The organism is Micromonospora sp. NPDC048871, assembly GCF_043198155.1.
Taxonomy (GTDB): Bacteria; Actinomycetota; Actinomycetes; order Mycobacteriales; family Micromonosporaceae; genus Micromonospora.
Genome location: NZ_JBICUM010000012.1, coordinates 45,563 through 70,465, shown reverse-complemented (window position 1 = coordinate 70,465; position 24,903 = coordinate 45,563). Strand labels below are relative to the sequence as shown.

Genomic DNA, 24,903 nt, shown 5'->3' with positions numbered 1-24,903 from the left:
CTCACGGCTGGGGCCCGTACCAGTCCAGGCAGACGATCACCGCGTCGTCGGTGAGATCGGCCGAGACGAAGGCCCGCAGGTCCCCCAGGAGGGCCCGGACCGCGTCCAGCGGGCTCATCGGGGCGGTACGACGCAGCATCCGATCCAGCGCGCTCTGCCCGTAACGGACCTCCTGCCCGGTGGCGTCGAGCACCCCGTCGCTGATCATGAAGAGGCGGTCACCGGGCTCCAGTTGGAGGTGCTGCTCGCGATAGTGCGACCCCTCGAACATGCCCAGCGGGAACTGCTCCTCCAACGACTGCACCCTGACCTCGCCGGCCCGGAGCAGGACGAGCCGGGGAGAGCCCGCGTCGACCGCGGTGAGCAGTCCACTGTGCAGATCCACCTCGATCAGCAGGGTGGCCAGGTACTGCTCGCCCCGGTGCAGGGCGTAGATCGCCTGGTCGGCCAGGGCGGCCTGATCGGCCAGGGAGATGCCGGCCCGGCGGGCGTTGCGCAGGGCGCAGGTGGCCAGGGTGGTGAGCATCGAGGCGGCGACCCCCGAGCCCATGCCGTTGATGGTGGCGGTCCACACCCGGTTGCCGTCGTCGGACCAGTCGAAGCTGTCCCCGCGCACCGCGTACGCCGGTTCCAACTGCCCGGCCAGGCTGAAGGAGGGCCGCATCCGGCTGCGGCCCGGCAGCAGTTCCCACTGCATCTCGGCGGCGAGGGTGAGCCGCCGGGTACGCCGGGCGATGCGGTAGACGTCCGTGCCGGGGTCCACCGCGGTCAGCTCGTGGGCCAGGGCGGTGCCGATCTCGGCCAGCTCCGGCAGCAGGCTCTCGTCCGCGACCGGCCGCACCCGCAGCACGCCACGTCGTTCGCCGCGCATGCTGACCGGCAGATAGGCCGTGCCCTCGACGTACATCGGGCTCTGGTGGTCGAAGCACCGCCAGGCCGGGTGGCCCGGTTCGGTCACCGCCTCCCCGGCGGTGAGCGGCAGCAGGGCGGCCAGCCGGTAGTCGACCTGGAGCAGGTCGACCTCCACCATGCCGTACCGCTGGTCGAGCAGCTCTCTGATCCGGCTCAGCAGGAGATCCGCGGGGGCGGCGGTGAGCACGGTGCGGGCTTGATCGACCGGATCGCTCATGGGGCATCTCCTTGATCACAAGCCCATCGACCGACAGAATCGGAGTACGCTCAGGCGCACGATGGCGGAACTGCATGGTTTTCCAGGATCCGAGATGAGTATGGCTGCCGAGGTGGATGTCGCGGCGGGCGCCCTGCTGACCGTCTGGGACGGTGCCCGGGAGCGCACAGCGAACCGCATCTCCACCGCCCAGCTTCGTGCCGTGATGCTCGTCGAGCGGCAGGACGGGATCAACCTTCGCCGGCTGGCGGCCGGGTTGGACATGTTACTTTCCTCGGCCAGTCGCCTCTGCGACCGGCTGGTCGCCGCCGGGATGCTGGAGCGTGAGCCCGGCCGGGCGGACCGGCGGGAGATCTCCCTGCACCTGACCGCCGAGGCCCGCAGCCTCCTGACCGAGCTGCGCGAGGACCGTCGGCAGCACCTGGCCGCGATCCTGGGCGACATGACCCCGGAGGGGCGTACGGCCCTGCTGCGAGGTCTCCAGGAGTTCGACGAGGTGGCCCGGGCGCGGGTGGTCCGGCCGGTGTCCTCGCTGGTGCCGCAGCCGGAGGAGCCGGGCTCCGCGCACTGCGGGGAGGTCCGCGAGGTCGTCGACACTCCGCTGAGCTGGTCGAACGGGGACACCCCGGTCTCCCGTACGGCCTGACGCCCCCGCTGCTCGCGCGGCCTGACCCGCCCTGGCCGGGGGTCAGTCGGGCTTTCGGGGGGTCACCGCCAGCATCGCCACGTCGTCGTGCCGTTGCCCGGCGGACCATTCGTCGACCAGGCGCAGCACCCGCTCGACCAGGGCGCTGGGCGGCAGCCCGGCACCGGAGGCGAGGGCCTGGTGCAGCCGTCGCTCGCCGAACATCTCCGCACCGTGCGGCCCGCCGCGCGCCTCGGTGACCCCGTCGGTGTGGGTGAACAGCACCGCACCGGGCGGCAGCCGCAGTTCGACCTCGGTGAACCGGGCCTCCGGCAGGGCCCCCACCGGCATTCCACCCACCGGTACCCGGGTCACCGTGCCGTCGGGGTCGACCACCAGGGGCGCCGGATGCCCGCCCCCGGCGACCCGGACCCGCAGGCCGCCCTCGGGATCCTGGCTCAGGCTGCCCAGCAGCAGGGTGGTGAACTGGCTGCGTCGGGCGGCGTCCGGCATGTCCAGCAGGGCCCGGTCGAGCAGCCGCAGCAGCTTCAACGGCTGCTGTTCCACCAGCCGCAGGGTCTGCAGGGACTGCCGTACCCGGCCGGTCAGCACGGCCGCGCCGACCCCCTTGCCGCAGACGTCACCCAGGGCGAACAACACCCCGCCCTCGGAGGGTAGGAGGTCGTAGAAGTCGCCCCCGATCCGCAGGCTGTCCCCGGCGGCACGGTAACCCCCCGCGACCTCCAGCCCGGCCACCCGGGGCAGCTCCGGCGGCAGCAGGCTGTTCTGCAGCACCCGGGCCAGGTGGGCCTGCTCGTCGTACAACTCGGCCATGGTCAGGGCGGCGCCCGCCCGGGCGGCGAACTCACGGGCCAGCTCGACATCCCGGGGGTCGAAGCCGGTACGCCCGGGGTGTCGCAGCAGCACCAGGGCCCCGACCGTCCGGCCGGCCCCCGGCATCGGGCTGACCAGCAGGGTCGCCTCCCGGTCGAGGTCGGCGGCGAAGACCGGGTCCAGGTCCTGCTGCGCCGCCACCGACCAGGGGCCGGGCGCTGGGCATCCGCCGTCCAGGGCCTCGGCGAGCCCGGGTAGGGCTGCGGTCAGACTCCAGTCGGACTCCCCGGTCACCGGACCGGGCTGCCCCTCGGCGTACCGGATCCAGTGCGGCCGTTGCTCGGCGGGAACGGGCGGCAGGTGCACGACCAGGGCCAGGTCGGCCAGGTAGGGCACCGGGAGGGTGGCGGCGGCCCGCAGCGCCTGGTCGCGGTGCAGGGCCAGGCCCAGGCGTCGACCCGCGTCGGCGAGGAAGGCGGTACGGCGGCGTTCGGCTAGCAGCGCCTGGCTGCCGGCCCACTCCTCGGTGACGTCACGTACGTACCAGACCCAGCGGCCGGCGGGCAGGGCCCGGCGTACCCCGCGAAGGCGTCGGCCGCGGTGTTCCCCCTCGAAGTGGGGGTGCCCGGCGGCGGTCGCGGTCGCCAGTGCCGGCACCGCGCAGGTGGCCAGATCGGTGCCCGGGCCCACCTCGGGCAGCAGTCTCCGGGTGGCCGCGTTGGCGGTGCCGACCAGCCCGTCGCCGTCGACGGTCAGTATCGCCTCGGCCAGTCCGTCAAGGAGTTCACCGGCCAGGTCCAGGGATTCGGCCGACTCCGGTCGGTCCGATCTGCCCTGGCCGGCCTCGTCACGGCGGGCGGGGCCGGCGACTCGGCCCTCACGAGTGCTGGTCATTCCGGCTCGCGGTGCGCCCTGCGCTGTCGGGATGTGCGCATGCCGGTGGTGTCGCTCCTCCGGGTCACGGTCATGGTTGCCTGGGGGCAAGCGTACCGAAGTGCCCCCGGGACCCGCCTGGACGCAAGGGCGGCGGTAGGGCTACAGCCGGGCCAACCAGGCCACCGGCCGGGCGATGATCCGGCGTACCACCGAACCGGCCGCGCCGACGACGGCGGCCGTGGCCCCGAGGGTCGCCGGCCGGACGGTCACCGGGGACCAGGCCGCGGTCAGCACCCGGCGGTCGATCTCCGCGAGCATCGGCGGGCGCAGCCAGGGAGCCAGGGGGGCGTAGCCGCCGCCGAGCACCACCGTGTCCAGGTCCAGCAGGTTGACCACACTGGACACGGTCACCCCGAGGGCCGTCCCGGCCTCGTGCAGGGCCCGCAGCACCTGCGCGTCGCCCGCCTCGGCCAGCTCGGCCAGCCGGTTCGGGGCGGTGTCGGCCGGCAGGTCCGCCCCGGCCAGGCCGGCCGCCGCGAGGATCGACTCCTGGCCGGCGTACTGCTCCAGGCAGCCCCGGCCCCCGCACCGGCAGGCGGGCCCGTCCGGGCGTACCGGGATGTGGCCGATCTCCCCGCTCCAACCCCGGGCCCCCCGGTACAGGGCACCGTCGAGCACGATGCCGGCGCCGATGCCGACCTCACCGGAGATGTGCAGGAAGCTGCCCGGACCGGCGCCGGCGTGCAACTCGCTCAGCGCGGCCAGGTTGGCCTCGTTGTCCACCACCAGCGGCGGCACCCCGTCGATCATCTCGGTCAGCGGGGGATGCCCGGCCAGCAGTTCGGGCACCGGCACGTCACGCCAGCCCAGGTTGGGGGCCAGGCGGACCAGCCCGGCGTCGTCGACCAGACCGGGCACCCCCAGGGCGGCGCCGGCCAGGATGAGGCCCTGCGCCTCGGCGGCGGCCCGGGCCTCGGTGGCCAGCCGCACCAGCCGGCTCAGCGCGTCGGCGGGGGAGATCGGCCGCAGATCGGCGCGGTGCACGCTGTGGTGCCGGACCTCGCCGGTGAGGTCCACGACGCAGGCGGCCAGATAGTCGACATTGACCTCCAGCCCCAACCCGGCCGGGCCGTCACCGGCCAGCACCAGACCACGAGCCGGTCGGCCGGCCCCGGTACGCGGCTGGGGCTCCGCCTCGGTGACCAGTCGCCCGGCGACCAGGTCCTCCACCACGGCGGAGACCGTGGCCCGGGTCAGGCCGGTCTCGGCCGCCAGCGAGGCCCGTGAGGGGGGTCGGGGGGCGGCGGCGATCCGGCCGAGCACGAGGGCCAGGTTCAGTTCGCGGAGGCTGCCCTGGCGCACCGCGCCGGCCGGGGCTGCGGAGGGGATCACCTCTTGACACTGCCACATCACCACCATTTAATTCAACCACTGAACAAATAGCGGACGACACCACCGGAGGTCTGTCATGGCACCCCGTCCCACCCCCGCCGACAAGTTCTCCTTCGGGCTCTGGACGGTCGGCTGGCAGGGCCGCGACCCGTTCGGCCACGCCACCCGTACCGCCATCGATCCGGTGGAGTCGGTGCACCGGCTCGCCGAGCTGGGCGCGTACGGGGTGACCTTCCACGACGACGACCTCATCCCCTTCGGTTCGGACGCGGCCACCCGCGACGCCCAGATCGCCCGGTTCCGCAAGGCCCTGGACGAGACCGGCCTGGTGGTGCCGATGGTCACCACGGACCTCTTCCAGCAGCCGGTGTTCAAGGACGGCGGGTTCACCAGCAACGACCGTGAGGTGCGGCGGTACGCCCTGCGCAAGGTGCTGCGCAACATCGACCTGGCCGCCGAACTGGGCGCCAAGACCTTCGTCATGTGGGGCGGCCGGGAAGGTGGCGAGTACGACGTCGCCAAGGACGTCCAGGCGGCCCTGGAGCGCTACCGCGAGGCGGTCGACCTGCTCTGCCAGTACGTCATCGACCGGGGCTACGACCTGCGCTTCGCCCTGGAGCCCAAGCCGAACGAGCCGCGCGGCGACATCCTGCTGCCCACGGTCGGGCACGCCCTGGCCTTCATCTCCACCCTCGCCCACCCCGAGCGGGTCGGGCTGAACCCGGAGGTCGGCCACGAGCAGATGGCCGGGCTCAACTTCGTCCACGGCATCGCCCAGGCCCTCTGGCAGGGCAAGCTGTTCCACATCGACCTCAACGGCCAGCGGGGCATCAAGTACGACCAGGACCTGGTCTTCGGCCACGGTGACCTGCTCAACGCCTTCGCCCTGGTCGACCTGCTGGAGCACGGTGGCCCGGCCGGGGGTCCCGCCTACGAGGGGCCGCGGCACTTCGACTACAAGCCCTCCCGCACGGAGGACATCGACGGGGTGTGGGCCTCCGCGGCGGCCAACATGCGCACCTACCTGCTGCTCAAGGAGCGGGCCGCGGCCTTCCGGGCCGACCCGGAGGTGGCCGAGGCGCTGGCCGCCAGCAAGGTGGCCGAGCTGGCCGTGCCGACCCTCGGCGAGGGCGAGGGCTACGCCGAGCTGCTCGCCGACACCACCGCCTTCGAGGAGTTCGACGTCGAGGCCGTGGCCGCCCGTGGCTTCGGTTTCGTCCGGCTCAACCAGCTCGCCGTCGAGCACCTGCTCGGCGCCCGCTGAGGACGGACGGGATGCCGCTCGTCGCCGGGGTGGACTCCTCCACCCAGTCCTGCAAGGTGGTCGTCCGGGACGCGGAGACCGGTGCCCTGGTCCGCCAGGGCCGGGCCCCGCACCCGGACGGCACCGAGGTCGACCCGGAGGCCTGGTGGTCCGCCCTCCAGACGGCGGTCGAGGCCGCCGGTGGGCTGGCCGACGTCGCCGCGGTCGCCGTCGCCGGTCAGCAGCACGGCATGGTCTGCCTGGACGAGGCCGGGCAGGTGATCCGGCCGGCCCTGCTGTGGAACGACACCCGCTCGGCCCAGGCCGCCGCCGACCTGGTAGCCGAGGCCGGGGGCGGGAAGTTCTGGGCCGAGGCCGTGGGCAGTGTGCCGGTGGCCAGCTTCACGGTCACCAAGCTGCGGTGGCTGGCCCGACACGAGCCGGCCAACGCCGACCGGGTGTCGGCCGTCTGCCTGCCCCACGACTGGCTGACCTGGCGGCTGGCCGGTGCTCCCGGGCTGGAGGCCCTGCGTACCGATCGCAGTGATGCCAGCGGCACCGGCTACTGGTCGCCGGCCACCGGCGAGTACCGCCCCGACCTGCTGGAACGCGCACTGGGCCGAGTGGTACGGGTACCCACCGTGCTGGGTCCGGCCGAGTCCGCCGGTCGACTGGACCCGGCCGCCCTGCCGGGTGCCGCCGAGGCCCTGCTCGGTCCCGGGGCGGGGGACAACGCCGCCGCCGGCTTCGGGGTGGGGGCGGGCTCCGGTGACGTGCTGGTCTCGATCGGCACCTCCGGCACGGTCTTCAGCATCGCGGAGACCCCGGCCGCCGACGCCGGCGGCACGGTAGCCGGGTTCGCCGACCTGACCGGCCGGTTCCTGCCCCTGGTCGCCACCCTCAACGCGGCCCGGGTGCTGGATGCCGCCGCCGGGATGCTGCGGGTCGGCCTGGACGAACTCGCCGACCTGGCGCTGTCCGCCCCGCCCGGGGCGGAGGGGCTGGTGCTGGTGCCGTACCTGGAGGGGGAGCGCACCCCCAACCGGCCGACGGCCACCGGGGCGGTGCACGGGTTGACCCTGCGGACCTCGACCCCGGGGCACCTGGCCCGGGCGGCCGTGGAGGGCATGCTCTGCGCCCTGGCGGACGGTCTGGACGCGCTGGCCGCCCAGGGGGCGCAGGCCCGCCGGGTGATCCTGGTCGGGGGTGGGGCCCGCTCCGCCGCCGTACGCCGGATCGCCGCCCAGGTCTTCGGCTGCCCGGTCGTCGTCCCCCCGCCGGGGGAGTACGTCGCCGACGGGGCCGCCCGCCAGGCCGCCTGGCTGGCCCTGGGCACCACGGAGGCCCCCGACTGGACCCCGGCCGGCACCCGGGAGTACGCCGCCGAACCGGTCCCGGCCATCCGGGAGCGCTACGCCCAGGCCCGCGAACACCACCTGGACCGCCAGGCCCAGGGCTGAACCACCCTCGAAACCCGGATCGAGTGGCTGCGCTAGGGGGTGAAGCCACTCGATCCGGGGGTGGGGCCGGTGCACGGCCCGACATCCGGTCCTGATTGGCTGCCCGCATGACCTTGACCACGGGCGGAGCCGGGCGGGTGTGGGGCGGCGGCGCGGTGCACCGGTTCTACAGTGTCGTCGTCTTCGTGCTGCTCGCCTCGCTGGACAATGTGGCGATCGGCCTGGTGCCGCCGCTGTACGGCGCGATCGCCGAGTCCTTCGCGGTGTCGCAGCGCCTGCTGGGCCTGGTGACCGCGGTCAGCTTCCTGGTCAGCGCGGTGGCGGCGGTGGGCTGGGCCTACTTCGGCGACCGTACCCACCGCAAGCCCCTGCTCATGATCGGCACCCTGATCTGGGCGGTCGGGACCGGGGGCAGCGGGCTGGCCGGGAACTATCCCACCTTCCTGGCCGCCCAGCTGCTGGCCGCGGTGGGGCTGGGGGCGGTCGGCTCGGTCGGCTTCTCGGTGGTCACCGACCTGATCTCGCCCCGGCGTCGGGGCCTGGTGATGAGCTTCTGGGGGCTGTCCCAGGGGGCGGGCACCCTGGCCGGCACCCTGGTCGGCGGGCTGCTCGGGGCGGTCGACTGGCGGCGTCCGTTCCTGCTGCTCACCGTCGTCGGTCTGGTCGCCACCGCGGCCTACCTGCTCACGTACGACATCCGGCGCGGCCAGAGCGAGCCGGAACTGGCCGCCGCGCTGGCCGAGGGGGCGGACTACGACTACCGGATCAGCCGCCGGGACCTGCCGGTCATCCTGGGTCGGCGTACCAACCGGTGGCTGATCCTCCAGGGCCTCACCGCCCAGGCCGCCTTCGGGTCGCTGGTCTGGTTGCCGGTGCTCTTCGCCGAACGGGCCCGGGACCAGGGCTACTCGATGGAAACCGCGATCGTGGTCGGCAGCGTCTTCGCCACCCTGTTCCAACTGGGCGGGGTGCTCTCCATCGTCGGTGGTCTGATCGGGGACGCCCTGCAACGGCGTACCCTCTCCGGCCGGGCCACGGTGGCCGCGGTCGGCATCCTCGCCGCCCTGCCCTTCTACCTGGTGCTGTTCTTCGTGCCGATCCGCATCGAGGTGCCCGACGGGGCCGGCACCGGCACGGTGGTGCGGGCCGTACTGGCCAGTGTCGTCACCGAGCCCACCGTCGGGCTGAGCCTGCTCACCGCCCTGCTGGCCCTGGCGCTGACCTCGGCGAACTCCCCGAACTGGTTCGCCCTGATCGCGGACGCCAACCCTCCGGAGCACCGGGGCACGGTCTACAGCCTGGGCAACCTGGTCAACGGGGTGGGGCGGGCGGCCGGCAACGGGCTGGTCGGGGTCGCCTTCCACGCCCTGCGGGCGGCCTTCCCGCCCCCGTTGAACTACGCCGTCGGGCTGGCCGCCTTCCAGCTCTTCTTCATCCCCACCGGCATCATGTACTGGCTGGCCGCCCGCACCTCCCCCAAGGACATCACCGAGGTCAACCAGTTGCTGCACACCCGGGCGGAGAAGCTGTGAACCTCAGCCGGTGAGCACCCAGACGGTGACGTCCGTGGGGACCGAGCCGTCCTCGTCCAGGTGGGCGCTGCTGTGCAGCAGTTCCCCGTCGGGCAGCGGTACGCCGGTGGCACCGAAGTTGGTCAGCACCACCACCCGGCCGTTGCGGAAGGTCAGCACCTCGTCGCCGGAGGAGAGCCACTGCAACGTGCCACGACCCAGCCCGTGGGTACGCCGCAGACGCAGGGCGGTGCGGTACATCTCGTAGGTCGAGCCGGGCACCCCCCGCTGGCGGTCCAGGGCGTACTCGGCCCAGACCCCCGGCTGGGGCAGCCAACTGGCGTCGGTCGGCCCGAAGCCGTACGAGGGGGCGTCGGCCTCCCAGGGGATCGGCACCCGGCAGCCGTCCCGACCCCGCTGGGTGTGCCCACTGCGTTCCCAGGTGGGATCCTGGCGGGCCTCGTCCGGCATCCTGGTGTGCTCCGGCAACCCCAGTTCCTCGCCCTGGTAGAGGTAGGCCGAGCCGGGCAGGGCGAGCATCAGCAGGGTGGCCGCCCGGGCCCTGCGCAGACCGCTCGCGGCGTCCGGCTGCGGGTCGTCCGCCCCGATGCCGTTGGGGCGGGGGGTGCCGATCGGCAGGCCCAGCCGGGAGGCGTGCCGCACCACGTCGTGGTTGGACAGCACCCAGGTGGTGGGGGCGCCGACCGAGTCGGTGGCCTCCAGGGAGCGGGTGATGACGGCGTACTGGGCCGGGGCGGTCCAGGAGGCCAGCAGGTACTCGAAGTTGAAGGCCTGGTGCATCTCGTCGGGGCGGACGTAGCGGGCCAGCCGCTCGGCCGGCTCCACCCACGCCTCGGCCACCAGGATCCGTTCGCCGGGGTAGCCGTCCAGCAGCCGCCGCCAGTCCCGGTAGATCTCGTGCACCCCGTCCTGGTCCCACATCGGCGGGCGGGGCTTGTCCACCTCCTGACCGGAGAGGATCTCCTGCGGCTCCTGCCAGTCGGCCAGGTCCGCCTGCTTGATCAGGCCGTGGGCCACGTCCACCCGGAAGCCGTCCACCCCCCGGTCCAACCAGAACCGCAGCACCTCCAGGAACTCCGTGCGCACCTCGGGGGCGTCCCAGTTCAGGTCGGGCTGGGCGGTGTCGAACAGGTGCAGGTACCACTGACCGTCCTTCACCTGGGTCCAGGCCGGTCCGCCGAAGACGCTCTGCCAGTCGTTGGGCGGTTCGGCGCCCTCCGGTCCCCGTCCGTCGCGGAAGATGTAGCGCTGCCGCTCGGGGCTGCCCGGCCCGGCGGCCAGGGCCTGCTGGAACCACTCGTGGGCCGAGGAGGTGTGGTTGGGCACCAGGTCGACGATCACCCGCAGCCCTCGGGCGTGTGCCTGGGCGATCAGGTCGTCGGCGTCGGCCAGGGTGCCGAACAGCGGCTCGACGTCCCGGTAGTCGGCCACGTCGTACCCGGCGTCGGCCTGGGGTGAGGGATAGAACGGGGAGAGCCAGATCGCGTCGACCCCCAGCTCCCGCAGGTGGTCCAGGCGGGCGGTGATGCCGGGCAGGTCGCCGATCCCATCGCCGTCGGAGTCACCGAACGAGCGGGGGTAGATCTGGTAGATCACCGCCTCGGTCCACCAGGCGGGGGCCGCGACGGCGGGTGCGGTCTGCGGGGTCGGGTTCTCGTTCAGGGCGTACTCCCATGGTCGTCCGGACGAGGTCGGCGGCGGGCGATGGAGACCCGTCGGTTCAGTTTGCCCTCGGTGGGGCGGTCGATTCCCGCACGACCAGCCGAGTGGGCAGGATCACCAGGGTGGCGGCCGGGTCGGGGGCGGAGGCGCCAGGTCGGCAGAGCGGGTCCAGCAGCATCTCGGCGGCCAACCGACCCTGCTCGGCCGCGGGCTGGGCGACCGTGCTCAGCCCCAGCACCCCGGAGAGGGCATGGTCGTCGATGCCGATCACACTGACATCATGGGGTACCCGCAGGCCCGCGTCGCGCAGCGCGGTCAGCGCGCCCATCGCCATCTCGTCGCAGGCGGCGAAGATGGCCGTCGGCGGGTCACCCCGGCGCAGCAGTTCCTCCGTGGCCCGGGTGCCGCCGGCGATGTCGAATCCGGACTCCACATCCAGGCTCGGGTCCGGCCGCAGCCCGGCCGCACGCAGCGCCTCCTGGTAGCCCCGCCGCCGGTCCAGGTGGGCGGTGAAGGCCAGTTCGTCGTCCGGGTCACCGGAGATGTGCGCGATCCGCCGGTGACCGAGTTCCAACAGATAACGGGTGGCGGTGCGGGCGGCGGCCACGTCGTCGATGCGTACGCAGGGCCAGCCCGCCACGTCGGTGCCGGAGCTGACGGTCACCCCGGGCAGGGCCAGGGTGGTCAGGGCACCCAGATCGGCGGGGCGCAGCGGAGTGGCTACCAGCATCACGGCGTCCACCCGCTTGTGCAGGTTGGCCGGATGCAGCAGGCGCTGGCGGTTCTGCTCCCGTCCACCCAGGTTGTGCAGCAGCAGGTCGTACCCGGACTGGTGGAGGAAGTCCTCGACCGCCTCCACGACCACCCCGAAGAACCACCGGGTGATCCGGGGGACCACCACGGCCACCGCACCGGTACGCCCGCCGGCCAGTCGCGAGGCGCTCGGGGAGACGGCGTACTGCAACTGCTCGGCGGCGGCCAGCACCCGCCGACGGGTGGCCGCGGACACGGTGGGCAGTCCGCGCAACGCCCGGGAGACGGTGGCCGTGGACACCCCGGCCAGTCGGGCGACATCGTCGATCCTCGTCACGGTAACCCCACTCACTACCTCCGGTGGTGCCGCCACCTCAGGCGGCGGCACCACCGGTGGGTCAACCCTTGACGCTGCCGGCGAGCAGCCCTCGAACGAAGTAGCGCTGCAACGACAGGAACACGATCAGCGGTACGACGATCGAGACGAAGGCCCCGGCGGTCAACCGTTGCCATTCGTTGCCCCGGGTACCGGCCAGTTCGGCCAACCGCACCGTCAGGGGTGCGGTGACCTCGCTGCCCCCGGCGAAGATCAGCGCCACCAGCAGGTCGTTCCAGACCCAGAGGAACTGGAAGATGGCGAACGCGGCCAGGGCGGGTGCCACCAACGGCAGGACGATGGTGCGGAAGATCTTGGGGTGGGTGGCCCCGTCGACCCGGGCCGCCTCCATCAGGTCCCTGGGCAGTTGCGAGATGAAGTTGTGCAGCAGGAACACCGCGAACGGCAGCGCGAAGCAGGTGTGGGCGAACCACACCTGGGCGAAGTTCTGCGCACCGTCGAGGTTCCAGGCGGGCATCAGGGTGATCCCGCCCAGGTTGACTCCGCGCGAGAAGAAGCTGAGCAGCGGCACCAGGGCCATCTGCAACGGCACGATCTGGAGCGCGAAGATGGCGATGTAGAGCCAGTCCCGGCCGCGGAAGTTGATCCAGGCCAGGGCGTACGCGGCCAGGGCGGCGAACGCCAGCGGGAACAACACCGATGGAATGGTGATGACCAGCGAGTTGACGAAGTAGTTGGCCAGTTGCCCGGAGGAGGCGTTCTGCCCGAACAGCACGTCCTGGTAGTTCTGCAGGGTGAACTGCGGATCCCGGAAGGCCGTCCACCAGCCGGTGGTCTTCAGTTCCGCCTCCGGGCGGAAGGAGGAGATGAACAGGCCGAAGGTGGGGATGGTCCAGACCACCGCGATGACGATCGCGGCCACGGTCGCCGTGCGGCTGTTGAGCCGCTTGCGGACCCGTGACGCCCGGGTGGAACCCTTGTCGTCCTGCTGGGCACCGACCGCGGCCGGGGGAGTGGTGGTGGTCATCTCAGCCCTCCCGTCGCTGCTGACGCAGGTTCCGGATCTGGAAGATCACGATCGGTACCACCAGGAGGAAGAGGAACACCGCCAGCGCGGAGCCCTGCCCGTTCTGGCCGTACCGGAACGCCTGGTTGTACATCTCGTTGGCGATCACGCTGGTGTCGTAGTTGCCGTTGGTCGTGGTACGCACGATGTCGAAGACCTTCAGCGTGGCGATCGAGATGGTGACCACCACGACGATCAGCGCGGGCCGGATGCTCGGCATGGTGATCTGCCAGAACATCTGCCACGGGGTGACCCCGTCGAGGCGGGCCGCCTCCACGATGTCCGCGGGAATGGACTTGATCGCTGCGGAGAGCACCACCATGGCGAAACCGGCCTGGATCCACACCATGATCACGATCAGCAGCAGGGTGTTCAGCGGTGAGTCGAGCAGCCACTGCCGGGGTTCGCCGCCGAGGCTGACCACGATCTGGTTGAGCAGGCCGATCTGCTCCTGGTCCTCGCCCCGGTAGGCGTAGACGAACCGCCAGATGATGCTGGCGCCGACGAAGGAGATCGCCATCGGCATGAAGATCAGGGACTTGGCGAGGGCTTCCATGCGGGCCTTGTCCACCAGCACCGCGTAGATCAGACCGATGGCGGTGGCGGCCAGCGGCACCAGGGTCACCCAGACCAGGGTGTTGAGCAACACCCGGACGATCGCGTCATCGGCGAACATCCAACGGTAGTTGTCCAGGCCGACCCAGTTCTGGCTGCCGCCGTCCATGAAGGACAGCAGGGTGGTCCGCAGCGCCGGGACCACCAGTCCGATCAGCAGCAGCAGCACCGCCGGCATCAGGAAGAACAGCGCGAAGAAACCCTCGCGGGGCTTGGTCCGCCGGGGCGACGGCCCCCCGCTGGCGTACGCGGCCAGCACCTGCGCCTCGCGGCGCCGGGCGAAGTAGGACGGCACCGCGTCGAGTACGAAGAGCAGGCCGCCGACCACCACTGCGAAGGCGACCAGCCCCCACAGCAACATCATCATCTTCGGCGCCTGGTCGGCGAAGTCGAAGTTCATCAACCCTCCCAGGGGTTACTCCACGGAGCAGGTGGGCCGGTCCGCTGCTCGCGGACCGGCCCCACCGCTGGAATTACTTCCAGCTGCTCTCGATGCCCTGGAGGACGCTGGCGGTGTCCTTACCGTTGATCCAGTCGATCATGCCCTTCCAGAAGGTCCCGGCGCCGACGGCGGCGGGCATCAGGTCGGAACCGTCGAACCGGAAGACCGAGCTGTCGTCCTGGAGGATCTCCACGGAGAGCTTGTCGATCGGGTTGCTGACGTTGGCCAGGTCGAGCTTGTTGTTCGCCGAGACCCAGTCGCCGATCTTCGCGCGGCTGTTGGCGTGCTCACCGGAGGCCAGGTAGGTCTGCACCGCCTGCACCTCGGGACGGTCGGCGAAGGCTACGACGAACTCGCCGCCACCCAGCACCGGCTTGCCCCGGGAGGGGTCGATGGCCGGGAAGTAGAACGCGAACACGTCGCCGTCCTCGGCCACCTTGGTGTTCTCCGGCCACTGGTTGGCGTAGAACGACGCCTGCCGGTGCAGGGCGCACTTGCCGGAGGTGATCGGGATGCCGCCCTCCTGGAAGGAGGTGGTGGCGATGCTGCGGACCCCGCCGTAGCCGCCGTTGACGTACTTCTCGTTCTTCAGGATGGTGCCGGCCCGGTCTAGGGCGTCGGCGATCCGCGGGTCGTTGAACGGGATCTCGTGGGTCGTCCACTGGTCGTAGACCTCGGGGGTCTGCGTACGCAGCAGGACGTCCTCGATCCAGTCGGTGGCCGGCCAGCCGGTGGCGTCACCGGACTCGATGCCGGCGCACCACGGCTTGGTGCCGCTGTCAGCGATGGTGTCGCTGAGCTTGATCATTTCTTCCCAGGTGGTCGGGACCGACCAGCCCTTCTCCTGGAACGTCTTCGGCGAGTACCAGACGAACGACTTCACGTTCGAGCCCAGCGGCGCACCGTAGAAGGTGCCGCCGACCGTGCTGTACTTCAGCCAGTCGGCCGGGTAGTTCTCCTCGGCCATCGCCTTGGTGTCGGCGCTGGCGGCCTTGATCTGGCCCCGCTCGGCGAAACGCTGAATCAGACCGGGCTGCGGGATGAACGCGAGGTCGGGCGCGTTTCCGCCGTCGGCGCGAACCGGCAGCTGTGCCTCGAAGTCACCGGCACCCTCGTGGCTGATGTCGATGCCGGTGCACTCTTCGAACTGCTTCCACGACTGGTCGAGGCGGTCGGCCTCGATATCGCGGATTGACGAGTAGATGGCCACCTTCTTGCCGCTGTGGCCCTGGTACTTCTCGTACGGGGCGCACTCGGCAGAATCGGCGTTGTTGTTGTTAGTGCCGCTGTTGTCGCTGCTTCCGGTGCCGCACGCGCCGACGCCGAGCGCCAGCCCGAGCACGCCAGCGATCGCGAGGGCCTGGCGTGGCCTGGCAAAGACCGCCATGCCGTCCTCCTTTCTAGCCGGCGCTGACCGGACACATCCGGTCAACATGACGCCGGTCCGATGGGGCGTTTTCACATGTAAGCGCTTGCATCCAGTGGGGTCCACCCCTGGACGGGACACGGACAAGTAACAATCCCGAAACCCGTCGATCGGGCCGGTCGGGTTCTCCGCGAATACTCGGTCTATCGATATCCGAGGATTCCTGCCAGGCTTGTCCAAACCATTGACAGATTTCGACGTCGGAGGTGCTAGATGCATGATCGATGGCTGCGCCCCATCACCGCCCGGTTACTGGCGGCGGGTGCCCTGCTGATGTTGTTGGTCGCAGGGTTCCTGCTGCCGGCCTCGCCCGCGATGGCGGCGCCGACCTTCCGGGTGCCCTTCCCTTGTGGCCAGACCTGGTCCGGGCAGACCCGCAGCGGCCACAGCCCGGCCAACGCCATCGACTTCAACCGCACCGACGACCTGGGTGACCCCGTGGTGGCCAGCGCCCCCGGCACGGTAGACCGGGTGACCGACCTGGGCGGCAGCAGCTACGGAAAATACGTCCGGATCAACCACGGCAACGGCTATCACACCTACTACGCCCACCTGCGGGGCTTCAATGTCTCCGTCGGTCAGTCCGTGGGCTACGGCAAGGTGATCGGCTGGGTCGGCAACACCGGCAATTCCAGCGGCCCCCACCTGCACTACGAGCAGCGGCTCAACGGGGCCGACATCAAGGTCCGGTTCAACGGAACCCTGGCGCTGTACTGGGGCACCAGGAACTACACCAGCGGCAACGGCTGCTCCTCGGCCACCGGCTCCGGCACGGTACGCACCGCCGGTGCCAATCTGACCGTCCGCTCCGGCCCGGGCACCGGCTACTCGGCGGTCGACTCCCTGGCCACCGGTACGAAGGTCACCATCAACTGTCAGACCAACGGCACCACGGTGACCGGCACCTACGGCACCAGTTCGATCTGGAACCGGATCGGCGCCGGCCGCTTCATCGCGGACGCGTACACCTACACCGGCTACGACGGGTTCATCCCGAACGTGCCCCGCTGCTGAGCTCTCCTCGACCACCTGGGCGCGGTGCGGCTACCCGCCGCGCCCAGGCGGGAGGTCACCCGTTGAGCTGCCAGATCGAGTAGTTCAGGGCGGCGGCGAAGGTCACCCAGGCCCAGTAGGGCAGCAGCAGGGCCGCCGCCAGCCCGCTGACCCGCCGGAACAACAGCACGGTGACCCCGATCGCCACCCACATCACCAGGATCTCGGCGAAGGCCAGGCCGTACTGGCCGGCGCCGAAGAACAGCGGGGTCCAGGCGGCGTTCAGCAGCAGCTGCACCACCCAGGCGATCAGGGCGGGGCCGAGACCCACCCGACGCCAGACCAGCCAGCCGGACACCGCGATCATCACGTAGAGCACGGTCCACACCGGCCCGAACAGCCAGGAGGGTGGTGCCCAGCCGGGTTGGTCCAGGCTGGCGTACTCGGCCGTGGTGCCGGTGACGGCCAGGCTGCCCAGGGCCGCTGCGGCGAACACGGCCAACCCGAAGCCGGCCAGCGCCCACCACTGTCGCGCACCGCCGGTGGGCCGTTCGGTCTGTGCCGTAGTCATCCGCATGAGGGCTGCTTCTCCGCCCCGGAGGGTCGGCAAACCTCAGGGTCGCATGTCGGACACCGCAGGGAGGGTGGACAGCACGCCGGGGTCGCCATGCCCGGCGACTCCAGTCGGGAGGACGGAGTTCCGGTCATGACGACCCCGGCGGGTCCGGTGTGGGCGACGTCGTCGTCGCCACGTCAATTGAAGATGCTGACACCACCCGGGCCGACGAGAAGACCGACCACGATGAGGACGATGCCCCAGAGAATCTGCCGCCGGAACAGCGCGAGGATGCCGGCAACCACCAGTACGACTGCGAGAATCCAGAGAATCAGCTCCATGGTTGCGCAGTACCCGATGTCCCGACTGGGGAAACGTCGGCCTGATCGAGACCATCGCCCAGATAGAAGATGCTGTACGCCTGCTTGATCACCGGGTGGGCCACATTGCGCACCCGTACCCCGCCCGGGGTGACCCCCCGCTCCGAGCCGTGGTGGGCGTGCCCGTGCACGGCCAGGGTGGTCGGGGCGTCGTCGATCGCCTGACCCAGCTGGTAACAGCCGAGGAAGGGATAGATCTCCAAGGGCTCACCGGCCAGGGTGTCCGGCACCGGCGAGTAGTGGGTCAGGGCCACCAGCATGTCGCAGTCCAGCGACCGCAGGGCCGCCGACAGCCGTTCGGCGCTCTCGGTAGTGGTGCGTACGAAGGCCTTCATCTCCGGCTCACCGAAGTCACTGGCGCACCGGCCGGCGAATCCGCCGCCGAAGCCCTTGACCCCGGCCACCCCCAGCCGCCCACCCGCGCAGTCGAGCACCACCCCGGTGCCCTCCAGCACGGCGATCCCCGCCTCCTCCAGGACCCCGACCACCTGCGGTACCTGGTCGCACTGGTGGTCGTGGTTGCCGAGGACGGCGATCACCGGTACCCCCAGGCCACCGAACTCCCGGGCCACGCAACGGGCCTCGGCCTCGGTGCCGTGCCGGGTCAGGTCACCGGCGAGCAGCAGTACGTCGGCACGGTCGGGCAACTCCTCCAGTGCCGGCCGGAACCGACCGACCACGTCCTCGTCCAGATGCACGTCCCCCACGGCGGCGATCCGGATAACCATCGAACCTCCCTCAGAGTTGCTCGATCTCCGTGGGCGCCTGCGTGCGGGTCACCCCGATGTCGCTGTTGATCGACACCTCCGGGAAGCGCTCGGCCACCGCGCGCAGGATCTCCTCCCGCCGGTACGCGCTCTCCACCTCGCCGTACAGCATGAGGCCGCGTTCCGTGCGGACCACGGTGATGCCCTGTTCGGCCACGGCCGGGTCCTCGGAGAGCAGTCGTTGGATCTCCGCCTCGACGTACTCGTCCGGTGGCCCGGCGCCGGGGTCGCGGTACACGGTCACGGTGTTCCCCTCCCGTCGGTCGTGCCGACGAACGGCACGACTTCCAGCCTGTCCAGCAGCACCAGGAATGACTCCGCGTACGGCGAGTGCTGCGTGTCCTTATGTACCCGCTCCCAGTCGATCTGCTCCCGCAGCGACCGGGCCAACGGCAGACCCCGGGCGAAGTCGCAGTAGTGCTGGGAGAAGCTGAGCAGCTTGTGCACCATCAACTGGGTGGCCGACAACACCGGCATGTGGATGGCGTCGACCGGCCGCACCACCGTGTCCGTGAAGGTCTCCTCGGTCACCGGGGTCTCGATCGGTCGATGGATCAGGTCCACCATCCGGCCGCCGTCGTAGACCTTGACCAGCCAGTCCTCCGGCGGCCGCTCGGCGGTGAAACCGGCGGCCACCAGGGCCTCCAGGGCGGTATCGACATCGGTCTGGCGGATCAGGAAGTCGACGTCGTGCTCGCTGGAGTGCCCGCCGTGGGCGTAGACGGCGAAGCTGCCGCCTAGGGCGAACGGAATGTCGGCCTGCTTGAGCACGGCGGCGACCTTCTTCAGGGTGTGGAGAAGAGTTTCGTCGTCGCGCTCGGCCATCTCGACTCTCCTGTCGACTCGTTCGGGGCACCTCGGGGGTTCCCATCCGTACCCGGCATTCCGCCAACCCACACCTGTCACGCTGTTGGAACACCCCGAACCACCCCTAACCAGTAGGTAACGGGCAGGGGTGCTGCGGGGGTCGGATAATCTGTCGAGGGTGGTCAGTGCGACGAAAGCTCCTCTGCCGGCATGGTCGGCCCCCTCATCCGAGCGCGGTCGGACGAGCCGACTCCGCGCCGTGGCGCTGGTCGGCATCGACGGCTCCGGCAAGACCACCCAGGCACAGTTGCTGGCCGACGCCCTCAGCGCGGCCGGACATCACGCCACCTACCACCGCAATGCGGGCGGCCGACGCTGGTTGGGGCGGGCGGCCCACCGACTGGGTAGGGGGGAGGCCCACCGGCTGGTCGGGCGGGACGGCATGCTGCTGGTGGAGTCCGTACTGCGCTGGTTGGCCATCGCGGCGGCGTTGCTGGCCGGCTGGTTCACCGGCCGGACGGCGGTGATGGACCGCTACGCCGTCTGCCAGTACGCCAGCCTCCGGGCCCACGGTGGGCAGCGCTGGGAGCGGCTCGTCCGGGCGGCGTACCGGATCTTCCCGCAACCGCAGGTGACCTTCCTGATGGCGGTGCACCCGGCGGAGGCGTACCGGCGGATCGAGCGGCGCGGCACCGACCAGGAGAGCCTGGCCTACCTGACCGCAGCCGACCACGCCTACCGCACCCTGCCGGAATATCCGACCTTCGTCGTCGTGGACGCGAACCGGCCGGCGGAGGAGGTGGCCCAGGCGATCCAGGCCTACCTGACCGGGTGGTGGGCGGCGCAGGACCAGGCCTGGTGCGGGATACGGGTAGCGAACCCTGCCGCCCCGGTGGCGCCGGCTCAGGCCCGACCGTAGACCGGTACGGCGGCGCCGCTGGTCGGGGCGGACTCCTCGGAGGCCAGGAAACGGATCACCGAGGCGATCTCGGTCGGTGCCACCCACCGGGAATGATCGGCCTGCGGCATGTCCGCCCGGTTGGTCGGGGTGTCGATGATGCTCGGCAGCACGGTGTTGCAGCGCACCCCGGCCGACTTGTACTCCACCGCGACAGCCGAGGCGAAGGCGAGCACCGCGGCCTTGGCGGTGACATAGCCGGCGACCCCCGGGAAGGGGGCCACCGCCGCCCGGGAGGCCACACAGACCACCGCACCCCCGCCGGCCTCGATCAGACGCGGCAGGGCGGCCCGGGTGACCAGGTGGGTGGGGCGCAGATTGAGGGTCAGCATCCGCTCGAACTCCTCGATCGGGGTCTCGTGCACCAGACCGGCGCTGGCGTAACCGCCGACCAGGTTGACCACGGCCCGCAGCGGCGCCTGGGGATCCCCGGCGGCCACCTCGGTGACCCTGGCCACGTCGTCCGCCTCGGTCAGATCGGCGACCAGCCGTACCGGAGCGTTGCGGCCCGGATCGGGGCTCGGGGTCGGCTGGTGCCGTTGTGGCGCCACCACCCGCCAGCCCGCCTCGACGAAGGTCGCGGTCACCGCGGTGCCCAGCCCGCCGGTGCCTCCGGTGATCAACACGCTGCGTACGGCCATGGGGCACACGCTACTGCCGTCGCCCGTCCCGCGGGTCGGTCGGTGGTGGGGGACGCGAGCCCACGGCGGGGGGCAAACCCGGGCATAGAACGGGGGCACGGATTGTTCATCAGGGCGTGGGGTATTACCACCGGCGTGGATGAACCAACCGTTCCGCGTACGCGTATCTGGCAGTGACCAGCATCGCAGCACGGGGGTGACCCGGGTCGCTGTATCGGTCGGCCGGGCAGTGTTGCCATGGGCGGGTACGGTCAGCGATTCGTCGATCCGTCGACCTCACCGAGGTCCCTGTCTACCAGATCATTCGACAGGGTGCTGACAGCAAACGTGGACCGTGCTCTCAGCTGATTATCAGGCATTCGTGACACTTTCGACCCACGACATGGAATCCCCGATACGTCTCATCTGTTGTGTAGATGTCAGCACCGATGGGCACAGCGGAGGTTACGGGGGAGGGGCTGATGAGCGTGGGGATGGCAAGGAACCGGGCAACCGGCGCGATAGAGGGGACCGTGGGCAACGTGGACAAGAACATCGGGATGCGAACCGACGAGGTTGCCGAGGAGCGCGACCTGGTTGGAGTCTACCTGCACGAGATCTCCCGGACGCCTTTGCTGGACGCCGCCATGGAGGTCGACCTTTCCAAGGCCATCGAGGCGGGCCTGTACGCCGAGCACCTGCTCGGCGAGGACCGCGTGCCCGACGGTGCCACCCGGGAGGAACTGAGCCGACTGGTCGCCGAGGGCGAGCGGGCCAAGGACCTGTTCATCCGCGCCAACCTCCGTCTGGTCGTGTCGATCGCCCGGCGTTACGTCCGCTCCGGGATGCCGATGCTGGACCTGATCCAGGAGGGCAACACCGGCCTGGTCCGGGCGGTCGAGAAGTTCGACTACGAACGTGGCTACAAGTTCTCCACCTACGCGACCTGGTGGATCCGCCAGGCGATCAGCCGGGCGATCGCCCAGCAGGAACGCACCGTGCGGCTGCCGGTGCACCTGGTGGAGGACGTCAACCGGATGCGCAACGTGGCCCGGCAGCTCACCCGTGAGCTGGGTGGTGACCCCGAGCCGGAGCAGATCGCGGCAGCCCTGGGGGTGACCGTCGAGCGGGTCAACGAGTTGGTCCGCTGGTCGCAGGACACCGTGTCGCTGGACACCCCGGTCGGTGACGACGGTGACACCAACCTGGGTGACCTGGTAGCCGACAGCGACGCCCCCTCGCCGGAGGAGATCGTGCTCACCGGCCTGGAGCGGCAGCGCATCGAGGGCCTGCTCAACCACCTGGACGACCGGTCCGCCGGCATCATGCGGGCGCGGTACGGGCTGGAGGACGGCCGGGAGCACTCGCTGACCGAGGTGGCCTCGCGGTTCTCGCTGTCCCGCGAGCGGATCCGCCAGCTGGAGATCCAGGCGCTCGGGCGGCTACGTGAGCTGGCTCGCGCGGAGGGGCTGCAAGCGGCCTGACCTGGTAGGAATGACTAGCGAAGGGCCGGCGTCCGGTAGGGGGACGCCGGCCCTTCGTCATGAGCACCGGCCGGACCAGGTCTGACCGGGTCGCGCGGACTCAGCGCACCCGGCCGTAACCGTAGGGTGCCATCAGGTCGACGGCCCGCTTCTCCACATTCCGCCCGAAGGTGGGTGCGTGGATGACCTGTCCGCCGCCCACATAGATCGCCACATGCCCCAGGCTGCGGTAGAAGACCAGGTCGCCCGGGCGCAACTCGCTGCGGCTGATGTGGGCGACCACCCCCCACTGCATCCGGGTGTTGTGCGGCAACGACTTGCCGGCGGCCCGCCAGGCGGCGGAGGTCAACCCGGAACAGTCGTAGCCGTTCGGCCCGTCCTGGCCCCACGCGTACGGCTTGCCCAGGGCGCCGTAGGCGTACCGGACGGCTACACCGGCCTGGCCGGAGATGCTGGGGGCGTCCTTGGCGCTGTCCGGCCGGTTGGTGGCACGTTCGGTGGCCCGGCCGTACGCCTGCCGGCGTAGCTCGTACAACGTGGCCAGGTCCCGCTCGATCCGGCGCTTGGCGCTGGTCAGCTCCCGCGACCGCGCGGCCTGCTGAGTGAGGGTCACATCCAGCCGGGTCTTCTCGTCGAGCAGCCGCTGCTGGTCCGCGGTGTAACCGGCGATGGTGGCCTGGCGTTGCCGGGTCAGGTGATCCAGGGTGCCCAGCCGGTCCAGCACGGACGCCGAGTCCCCGCCGTGCAGCAGGGCGTCCACCGCGCCGAGGTTGCCGGTCTTGTATGCCGTGGTGGCCAACTCGGTGACATCCGCGCGACTCTGCTCGGCCTGCTGCTCCAGCGGACCGATCCGCTGCTGGAGTCGGCGTACGGCGGCCTGGTTCTTCTTGATCTTCTCGCGCAGCTCGTTGTGCGCCTCCACCACGTTCTCCAACTCGGTGGAGGCCTTGTCGATCCGCCGGGTCAACTCGGCGGGGGAGGGTTCGGCCCGAGCCACCGTGGCCGGTGCGATCAGCACCAGAGCGAACGCGGTGACGGTCAGGGCCCGCAGCGTGTGTAACAGGGGCGACAAGAGCTTGATGCTCCTCTCCCGTCGCCGACGCGGGCCTGCTGACGCTCCGCGGCGGCACCAGCCCGGTGCCGTCCGGGGCGGACGGCGGCCGACCGGGCCGACTCGGCCAAGGTAGTACGGGACGGGAGTCGGCGGCAGTGAAAGCCGGGACCAATGGTGATGGTGAGACGGAATCAGGTTTGCTTTCGTCGGTAATAAGCCGACATGGAGTGAAAGTGAGAATGGTCCGTTCCGGCACATGACGCCCGGGTCCTGGGGCGCCATATCCGACAAGCCGGAATCGGCATGGTGTTTCCGGCGCCCTGGCCCGCCACCCCGCCGCTGAGCACCGCAAACGGCCAGGCCAGGGTGGCGAGACGGGCACACAATAAGCGCACAGCCGGGATTCCCGCACATCTGCCTCGAGGAGCCGGCCGCCGGTCGCCTCGACACCAGCAGCGGAGGAGGGGCCGTGGAGCGTGAGGGTGCTAGGACACGACCACCCTGGTCACCGGGGGGTACCGCAGGTGGACAACCCACCCTGCTCTACGCCCGACCCGGGATCATCGTCACGGCCGACCGGTTCACGGTCGGCACCACCACTTGGCAGGTCGCGGAACTGACCCACCTACACACCACCCGGGGGCCCCACGACCGGATGGCCACCCGGGCCGCCCTGGTCTCCGCCGCAGTGATCGTCGGCATCGGGCTGGCCCTCGGCTTCACCGGCGGACTGCAACGGCTGACCGCCGGGGCGTACCTGCTGCTCGGTGCGGTGTTCCTGGTGCCGGTGCTGGTCGCGGCGGCCGGCGACCGGTGGCGACCCCCGGCGTACGAGCTGTGGGGGCAGCGGGCAGGTGCCACGGAGCTGCTGTTCGCCAGCGACGACGAACACCAGTTCGGCCAGGTCAGCCGGGCACTGCGGCGGGCCCGGGAGATCCACCGCCACGGCGGCTGGGAGGACCCCCTGGCCAACGCCGACCTGTGGCGGCCCCAGCGCTGAGTCGCCGGGGGTCAGCCGGCGACCGGCTGCGGGGCCGGCTCCGGCTGCTCGGCGAGGACCATGGCGCCCACCTTGCGCTCGGCCCAGAAGGAGAGGAAGGGCACGGTCCCGGCCAGCATCACCAGGACCATCCGCTTGAGCGGCCAGTTGACCCGCCGGGACAGGTCGAAGGTGGCTACCAGGTAGAGCATGTAGAGAAAGCCGTGCGCCTGACCGACCGTCTCCACCACGATCGGCTCGTCGAAGCCGTACTTCAACGGCATGCCGATGACGACCAACAGGATCAGCACCACACCGACGATCCAGGCGATCACGCGGTAACGGGTGAGGGCAGCGCGCACTTCTGGTGTCCTTCCGGGCCGGCTCAGCCGGGATAGTCGCCGGGCTTGGCGCCCGGATTGGCGTTCAACCATGACAGGTAGCGGTTGTATGCGGCCAGCTCAGGGTCGTCCTCGCCGGGGGTGTCGACCGTGCGGGTGACCCGTACCGGCCGACCGATGCCCGGCTGTGGTCGTACCCCGGTCGGCCCGGCGGACCGGCCCGCCGCAACGGCCTCGGCCGCCTCGACGACCGCGGAGTCGCCGGTCGCCGACGACGCCGGGGTGTCGCGCAGCGCGTGGCGGACCTCACGCCACCAGACGAAGACCACGAACCCCGCGAAGATCGGCCACTCGATCGCGTAGCCCCAGCTGATGGCGTTGCCGGCGGCGGCCCGACTGACCTGCCACCAGCCCAGCGCCAGGAAGGCCGTCACCAGTACGACCATGGCCGCGTGGCGGGCGATCCACGCCGGGGTCCAGAGCCGCTTCATGGCACCGAGGGTACCGGGACCTCGTTCTTCTCCGACACCGTGTCGTAGTGGTGGCGGTGGTTTGGTCGACCGGGGGGTGGG

25 protein-coding genes are annotated in these 24,903 nt (G+C 71.0%); 8 read left to right on the top strand and 17 right to left on the bottom strand.

Annotated features, from left to right (window positions below; translation table 11 throughout):
- Position 1 precedes the first annotated feature (1 nt).
- Positions 2 to 1,129 (bottom strand): PP2C family protein-serine/threonine phosphatase, encoded by a 1,128-nt coding sequence (locus ACGFIK_RS22745; protein WP_327024376.1) that lies wholly within the window; start codon positions 1,127 to 1,129, stop codon positions 2 to 4.
- Between the two features lie 94 nt (positions 1,130 to 1,223).
- On the opposite strand from ACGFIK_RS22745, the gene ACGFIK_RS22740 reads away from it, so the two are divergent.
- Positions 1,224 to 1,775, top strand: a complete 552-nt coding sequence (locus tag ACGFIK_RS22740) for a MarR family transcriptional regulator (protein ID WP_327024377.1) — start codon at positions 1,224 to 1,226, stop codon at positions 1,773 to 1,775.
- A 42-nt stretch (positions 1,776 to 1,817) separates the two neighbouring features.
- On the opposite strand, the gene ACGFIK_RS22735 is transcribed toward ACGFIK_RS22740, so the two are convergent.
- Both ACGFIK_RS22735 and ACGFIK_RS22730 read right to left on the bottom strand, forming a co-directional pair.
- Entirely contained in the window at positions 1,818 to 3,482 is a 1,665-nt protein-coding gene (locus ACGFIK_RS22735; RefSeq protein ID WP_393341206.1) for a PP2C family protein-serine/threonine phosphatase, read from the bottom strand.
- 141 nt (positions 3,483 to 3,623) lie between these two features.
- The gene (locus ACGFIK_RS22730) at positions 3,624 to 4,883 is read right to left on the bottom strand and encodes an ROK family protein (protein ID WP_393341203.1); all 1,260 of its coding nucleotides are present in this window, start codon (positions 4,881 to 4,883) and stop codon (positions 3,624 to 3,626) included.
- Between the two features lie 49 nt (positions 4,884 to 4,932).
- Between ACGFIK_RS22730 and xylA the strand changes: the two genes are divergently transcribed.
- From xylA to ACGFIK_RS22715, 3 genes are all read left to right on the top strand, one after another.
- Positions 4,933 to 6,120 carry a xylose isomerase gene (xylA, locus tag ACGFIK_RS22725; protein WP_393341202.1) on the top strand — a complete coding sequence of 396 codons (1,188 nt, stop codon included), beginning with the start codon at positions 4,933 to 4,935 and terminating at the stop codon, positions 6,118 to 6,120.
- Positions 6,121 to 6,131: 11 nt separating this feature from the next.
- On the top strand, positions 6,132 to 7,559 hold the full coding sequence (gene xylB, locus ACGFIK_RS22720) for a xylulokinase (RefSeq protein WP_393341199.1): 1,428 nt from the start codon (positions 6,132 to 6,134) through the stop codon (positions 7,557 to 7,559).
- Between the two features lie 107 nt (positions 7,560 to 7,666).
- The gene (locus ACGFIK_RS22715; RefSeq protein ID WP_393341197.1) at positions 7,667 to 9,091 is read left to right on the top strand and encodes an MFS transporter; all 1,425 of its coding nucleotides are present in this window, start codon (positions 7,667 to 7,669) and stop codon (positions 9,089 to 9,091) included.
- A 3-nt stretch (positions 9,092 to 9,094) separates the two neighbouring features.
- Here ACGFIK_RS22715 and ACGFIK_RS22710 read toward each other — a convergent pair whose 3' ends face one another.
- The 5 genes from ACGFIK_RS22710 to ACGFIK_RS22690 all read right to left on the bottom strand — a co-directional run bounded on the left by ACGFIK_RS22710 (position 9,095) and on the right by ACGFIK_RS22690 (position 15,353).
- A complete protein-coding gene (locus ACGFIK_RS22710; RefSeq protein ID WP_393341270.1) occupies positions 9,095 to 10,753 on the bottom strand; it encodes an alpha-amylase family glycosyl hydrolase in 1,659 nt (552 codons plus the stop codon).
- Between the two features lie 58 nt (positions 10,754 to 10,811).
- Positions 10,812 to 11,843 (bottom strand): LacI family DNA-binding transcriptional regulator, encoded by a 1,032-nt coding sequence (locus tag ACGFIK_RS22705; protein WP_327024385.1) that lies wholly within the window; start codon positions 11,841 to 11,843, stop codon positions 10,812 to 10,814.
- A 61-nt stretch (positions 11,844 to 11,904) separates the two neighbouring features.
- A complete protein-coding gene (locus ACGFIK_RS22700; protein ID WP_327024386.1) occupies positions 11,905 to 12,870 on the bottom strand; it encodes a carbohydrate ABC transporter permease in 966 nt (321 codons plus the stop codon).
- Between the two features lies 1 nt (position 12,871).
- Positions 12,872 to 13,924, bottom strand: coding sequence for a sugar ABC transporter permease (locus tag ACGFIK_RS22695; protein WP_327024387.1), 1,053 nt, complete (start codon positions 13,922 to 13,924; stop codon positions 12,872 to 12,874).
- 73 nt (positions 13,925 to 13,997) lie between these two features.
- On the bottom strand, positions 13,998 to 15,353 hold the full coding sequence (locus tag ACGFIK_RS22690) for an ABC transporter substrate-binding protein (RefSeq protein WP_327024388.1): 1,356 nt from the start codon (positions 15,351 to 15,353) through the stop codon (positions 13,998 to 14,000).
- Between the two features lie 252 nt (positions 15,354 to 15,605).
- Here ACGFIK_RS22690 and ACGFIK_RS22685 point away from each other — a divergent pair, with 252 nt between their 5' ends.
- Positions 15,606 to 16,406: a peptidoglycan DD-metalloendopeptidase family protein gene (locus ACGFIK_RS22685; protein ID WP_327024389.1), complete on the top strand. Its 801-nt coding sequence runs from the start codon at positions 15,606 to 15,608 to the stop codon at positions 16,404 to 16,406.
- A gap of 55 nt (positions 16,407 to 16,461) precedes the next feature.
- Here the strand turns inward: ACGFIK_RS22685 and ACGFIK_RS22680 are convergent, their stop codons facing one another.
- From ACGFIK_RS22680 to ACGFIK_RS22660, 5 genes are all read right to left on the bottom strand, one after another.
- Entirely contained in the window at positions 16,462 to 16,962 is a 501-nt protein-coding gene (locus ACGFIK_RS22680; RefSeq protein WP_327024390.1) for a TspO/MBR family protein, read from the bottom strand.
- Between the two features lie 176 nt (positions 16,963 to 17,138).
- A complete protein-coding gene (locus ACGFIK_RS22675; protein WP_007464364.1) occupies positions 17,139 to 17,282 on the bottom strand; it encodes a GPGG-motif small membrane protein in 144 nt (47 codons plus the stop codon).
- Positions 17,273 to 18,049 (bottom strand): metallophosphoesterase, encoded by a 777-nt coding sequence (locus ACGFIK_RS22670; protein WP_327024392.1) that lies wholly within the window; start codon positions 18,047 to 18,049, stop codon positions 17,273 to 17,275. The genes ACGFIK_RS22675 and ACGFIK_RS22670 overlap by 10 nt, the downstream gene beginning before the upstream one ends.
- A gap of 10 nt (positions 18,050 to 18,059) precedes the next feature.
- Complete coding sequence (locus ACGFIK_RS22665) at positions 18,060 to 18,332, bottom strand: hypothetical protein (protein ID WP_327024393.1); 273 nt, start codon at positions 18,330 to 18,332, stop codon at positions 18,060 to 18,062.
- Positions 18,329 to 19,171, bottom strand: a complete 843-nt coding sequence (locus ACGFIK_RS22660; protein ID WP_327024394.1) for a nucleotidyltransferase family protein — start codon at positions 19,169 to 19,171, stop codon at positions 18,329 to 18,331. The genes ACGFIK_RS22665 and ACGFIK_RS22660 overlap by 4 nt, the downstream gene beginning before the upstream one ends.
- On the opposite strand from ACGFIK_RS22660, the gene ACGFIK_RS22655 reads away from it, so the two are divergent.
- Positions 19,155 to 19,814, top strand: a complete 660-nt coding sequence (locus ACGFIK_RS22655) for a dTMP kinase (protein WP_393341192.1) — start codon at positions 19,155 to 19,157, stop codon at positions 19,812 to 19,814. The genes ACGFIK_RS22660 and ACGFIK_RS22655 overlap by 17 nt on opposite strands.
- Here the strand turns inward: ACGFIK_RS22655 and ACGFIK_RS22650 are convergent.
- Positions 19,799 to 20,494 (bottom strand): SDR family NAD(P)-dependent oxidoreductase, encoded by a 696-nt coding sequence (locus ACGFIK_RS22650; protein WP_357529904.1) that lies wholly within the window; start codon positions 20,492 to 20,494, stop codon positions 19,799 to 19,801. The genes ACGFIK_RS22655 and ACGFIK_RS22650 overlap by 16 nt on opposite strands.
- Positions 20,495 to 20,967: 473 nt before the next feature.
- Here ACGFIK_RS22650 and ACGFIK_RS22645 point away from each other — a divergent pair, with 473 nt between their 5' ends.
- Complete coding sequence (locus tag ACGFIK_RS22645; protein ID WP_357530018.1) at positions 20,968 to 21,957, top strand: sigma-70 family RNA polymerase sigma factor; 990 nt, start codon at positions 20,968 to 20,970, stop codon at positions 21,955 to 21,957.
- Positions 21,958 to 22,057: 100 nt separating this feature from the next.
- On the opposite strand, the gene ACGFIK_RS22640 is transcribed toward ACGFIK_RS22645, so the two are convergent.
- Positions 22,058 to 23,029, bottom strand: coding sequence for an NlpC/P60 family protein (locus tag ACGFIK_RS22640; RefSeq protein WP_393341188.1), 972 nt, complete (start codon positions 23,027 to 23,029; stop codon positions 22,058 to 22,060).
- 451 nt (positions 23,030 to 23,480) lie between these two features.
- On the opposite strand from ACGFIK_RS22640, the gene ACGFIK_RS22635 reads away from it, so the two are divergent.
- Positions 23,481 to 24,011, top strand: coding sequence for a DUF6232 family protein (locus ACGFIK_RS22635; RefSeq protein ID WP_327024399.1), 531 nt, complete (start codon positions 23,481 to 23,483; stop codon positions 24,009 to 24,011).
- Positions 24,012 to 24,022: 11 nt separating this feature from the next.
- On the opposite strand, the gene ACGFIK_RS22630 is transcribed toward ACGFIK_RS22635, so the two are convergent.
- Together ACGFIK_RS22630 and ACGFIK_RS22625 are read right to left on the bottom strand one after the other, a co-directional pair.
- Positions 24,023 to 24,352: a DUF3817 domain-containing protein gene (locus ACGFIK_RS22630; protein WP_327024400.1), complete on the bottom strand. Its 330-nt coding sequence runs from the start codon at positions 24,350 to 24,352 to the stop codon at positions 24,023 to 24,025.
- 23 nt (positions 24,353 to 24,375) lie between these two features.
- A complete protein-coding gene (locus tag ACGFIK_RS22625; protein ID WP_327024401.1) occupies positions 24,376 to 24,822 on the bottom strand; it encodes a hypothetical protein in 447 nt (148 codons plus the stop codon).
- Positions 24,823 to 24,903: the final 81 nt, after the last annotated feature.

Coding starts and splice junctions, on each gene's coding strand:
- ACGFIK_RS22745 (WP_327024376.1), bottom strand. CDS start 1,129: ATGAGCGATCCGGTCGATCAAGCCCGCACCGTGCTCACCGCCGCCCCC.
- ACGFIK_RS22740 (WP_327024377.1), top strand. CDS start 1,224: ATGAGTATGGCTGCCGAGGTGGATGTCGCGGCGGGCGCCCTGCTGACC.
- ACGFIK_RS22735 (WP_393341206.1), bottom strand. CDS start 3,482: ATGACCAGCACTCGTGAGGGCCGAGTCGCCGGCCCCGCCCGCCGTGAC.
- ACGFIK_RS22730 (WP_393341203.1), bottom strand. CDS start 4,883: ATGGTGGTGATGTGGCAGTGTCAAGAGGTGATCCCCTCCGCAGCCCCG.
- xylA (WP_393341202.1), top strand. CDS start 4,933: ATGGCACCCCGTCCCACCCCCGCCGACAAGTTCTCCTTCGGGCTCTGG.
- xylB (WP_393341199.1), top strand. CDS start 6,132: ATGCCGCTCGTCGCCGGGGTGGACTCCTCCACCCAGTCCTGCAAGGTG.
- ACGFIK_RS22715 (WP_393341197.1), top strand. CDS start 7,667: ATGACCTTGACCACGGGCGGAGCCGGGCGGGTGTGGGGCGGCGGCGCG.
- ACGFIK_RS22700 (WP_327024386.1), bottom strand. CDS start 12,870: ATGACCACCACCACTCCCCCGGCCGCGGTCGGTGCCCAGCAGGACGAC.
- ACGFIK_RS22695 (WP_327024387.1), bottom strand. CDS start 13,924: ATGAACTTCGACTTCGCCGACCAGGCGCCGAAGATGATGATGTTGCTG.
- ACGFIK_RS22690 (WP_327024388.1), bottom strand. CDS start 15,353: ATGGCGGTCTTTGCCAGGCCACGCCAGGCCCTCGCGATCGCTGGCGTG.
- ACGFIK_RS22685 (WP_327024389.1), top strand. CDS start 15,606: ATGCATGATCGATGGCTGCGCCCCATCACCGCCCGGTTACTGGCGGCG.
- ACGFIK_RS22680 (WP_327024390.1), bottom strand. CDS start 16,962: ATGCGGATGACTACGGCACAGACCGAACGGCCCACCGGCGGTGCGCGA.
- ACGFIK_RS22675 (WP_007464364.1), bottom strand. CDS start 17,282: ATGGAGCTGATTCTCTGGATTCTCGCAGTCGTACTGGTGGTTGCCGGC.
- ACGFIK_RS22670 (WP_327024392.1), bottom strand. CDS start 18,049: ATGGTTATCCGGATCGCCGCCGTGGGGGACGTGCATCTGGACGAGGAC.
- ACGFIK_RS22660 (WP_327024394.1), bottom strand. CDS start 19,171: ATGCCGACCAGCGCCACGGCGCGGAGTCGGCTCGTCCGACCGCGCTCG.
- ACGFIK_RS22650 (WP_357529904.1), bottom strand. CDS start 20,494: ATGGCCGTACGCAGCGTGTTGATCACCGGAGGCACCGGCGGGCTGGGC.
- ACGFIK_RS22645 (WP_357530018.1), top strand. CDS start 20,968: ATGGCAAGGAACCGGGCAACCGGCGCGATAGAGGGGACCGTGGGCAAC.
- ACGFIK_RS22625 (WP_327024401.1), bottom strand. CDS start 24,822: ATGAAGCGGCTCTGGACCCCGGCGTGGATCGCCCGCCACGCGGCCATG.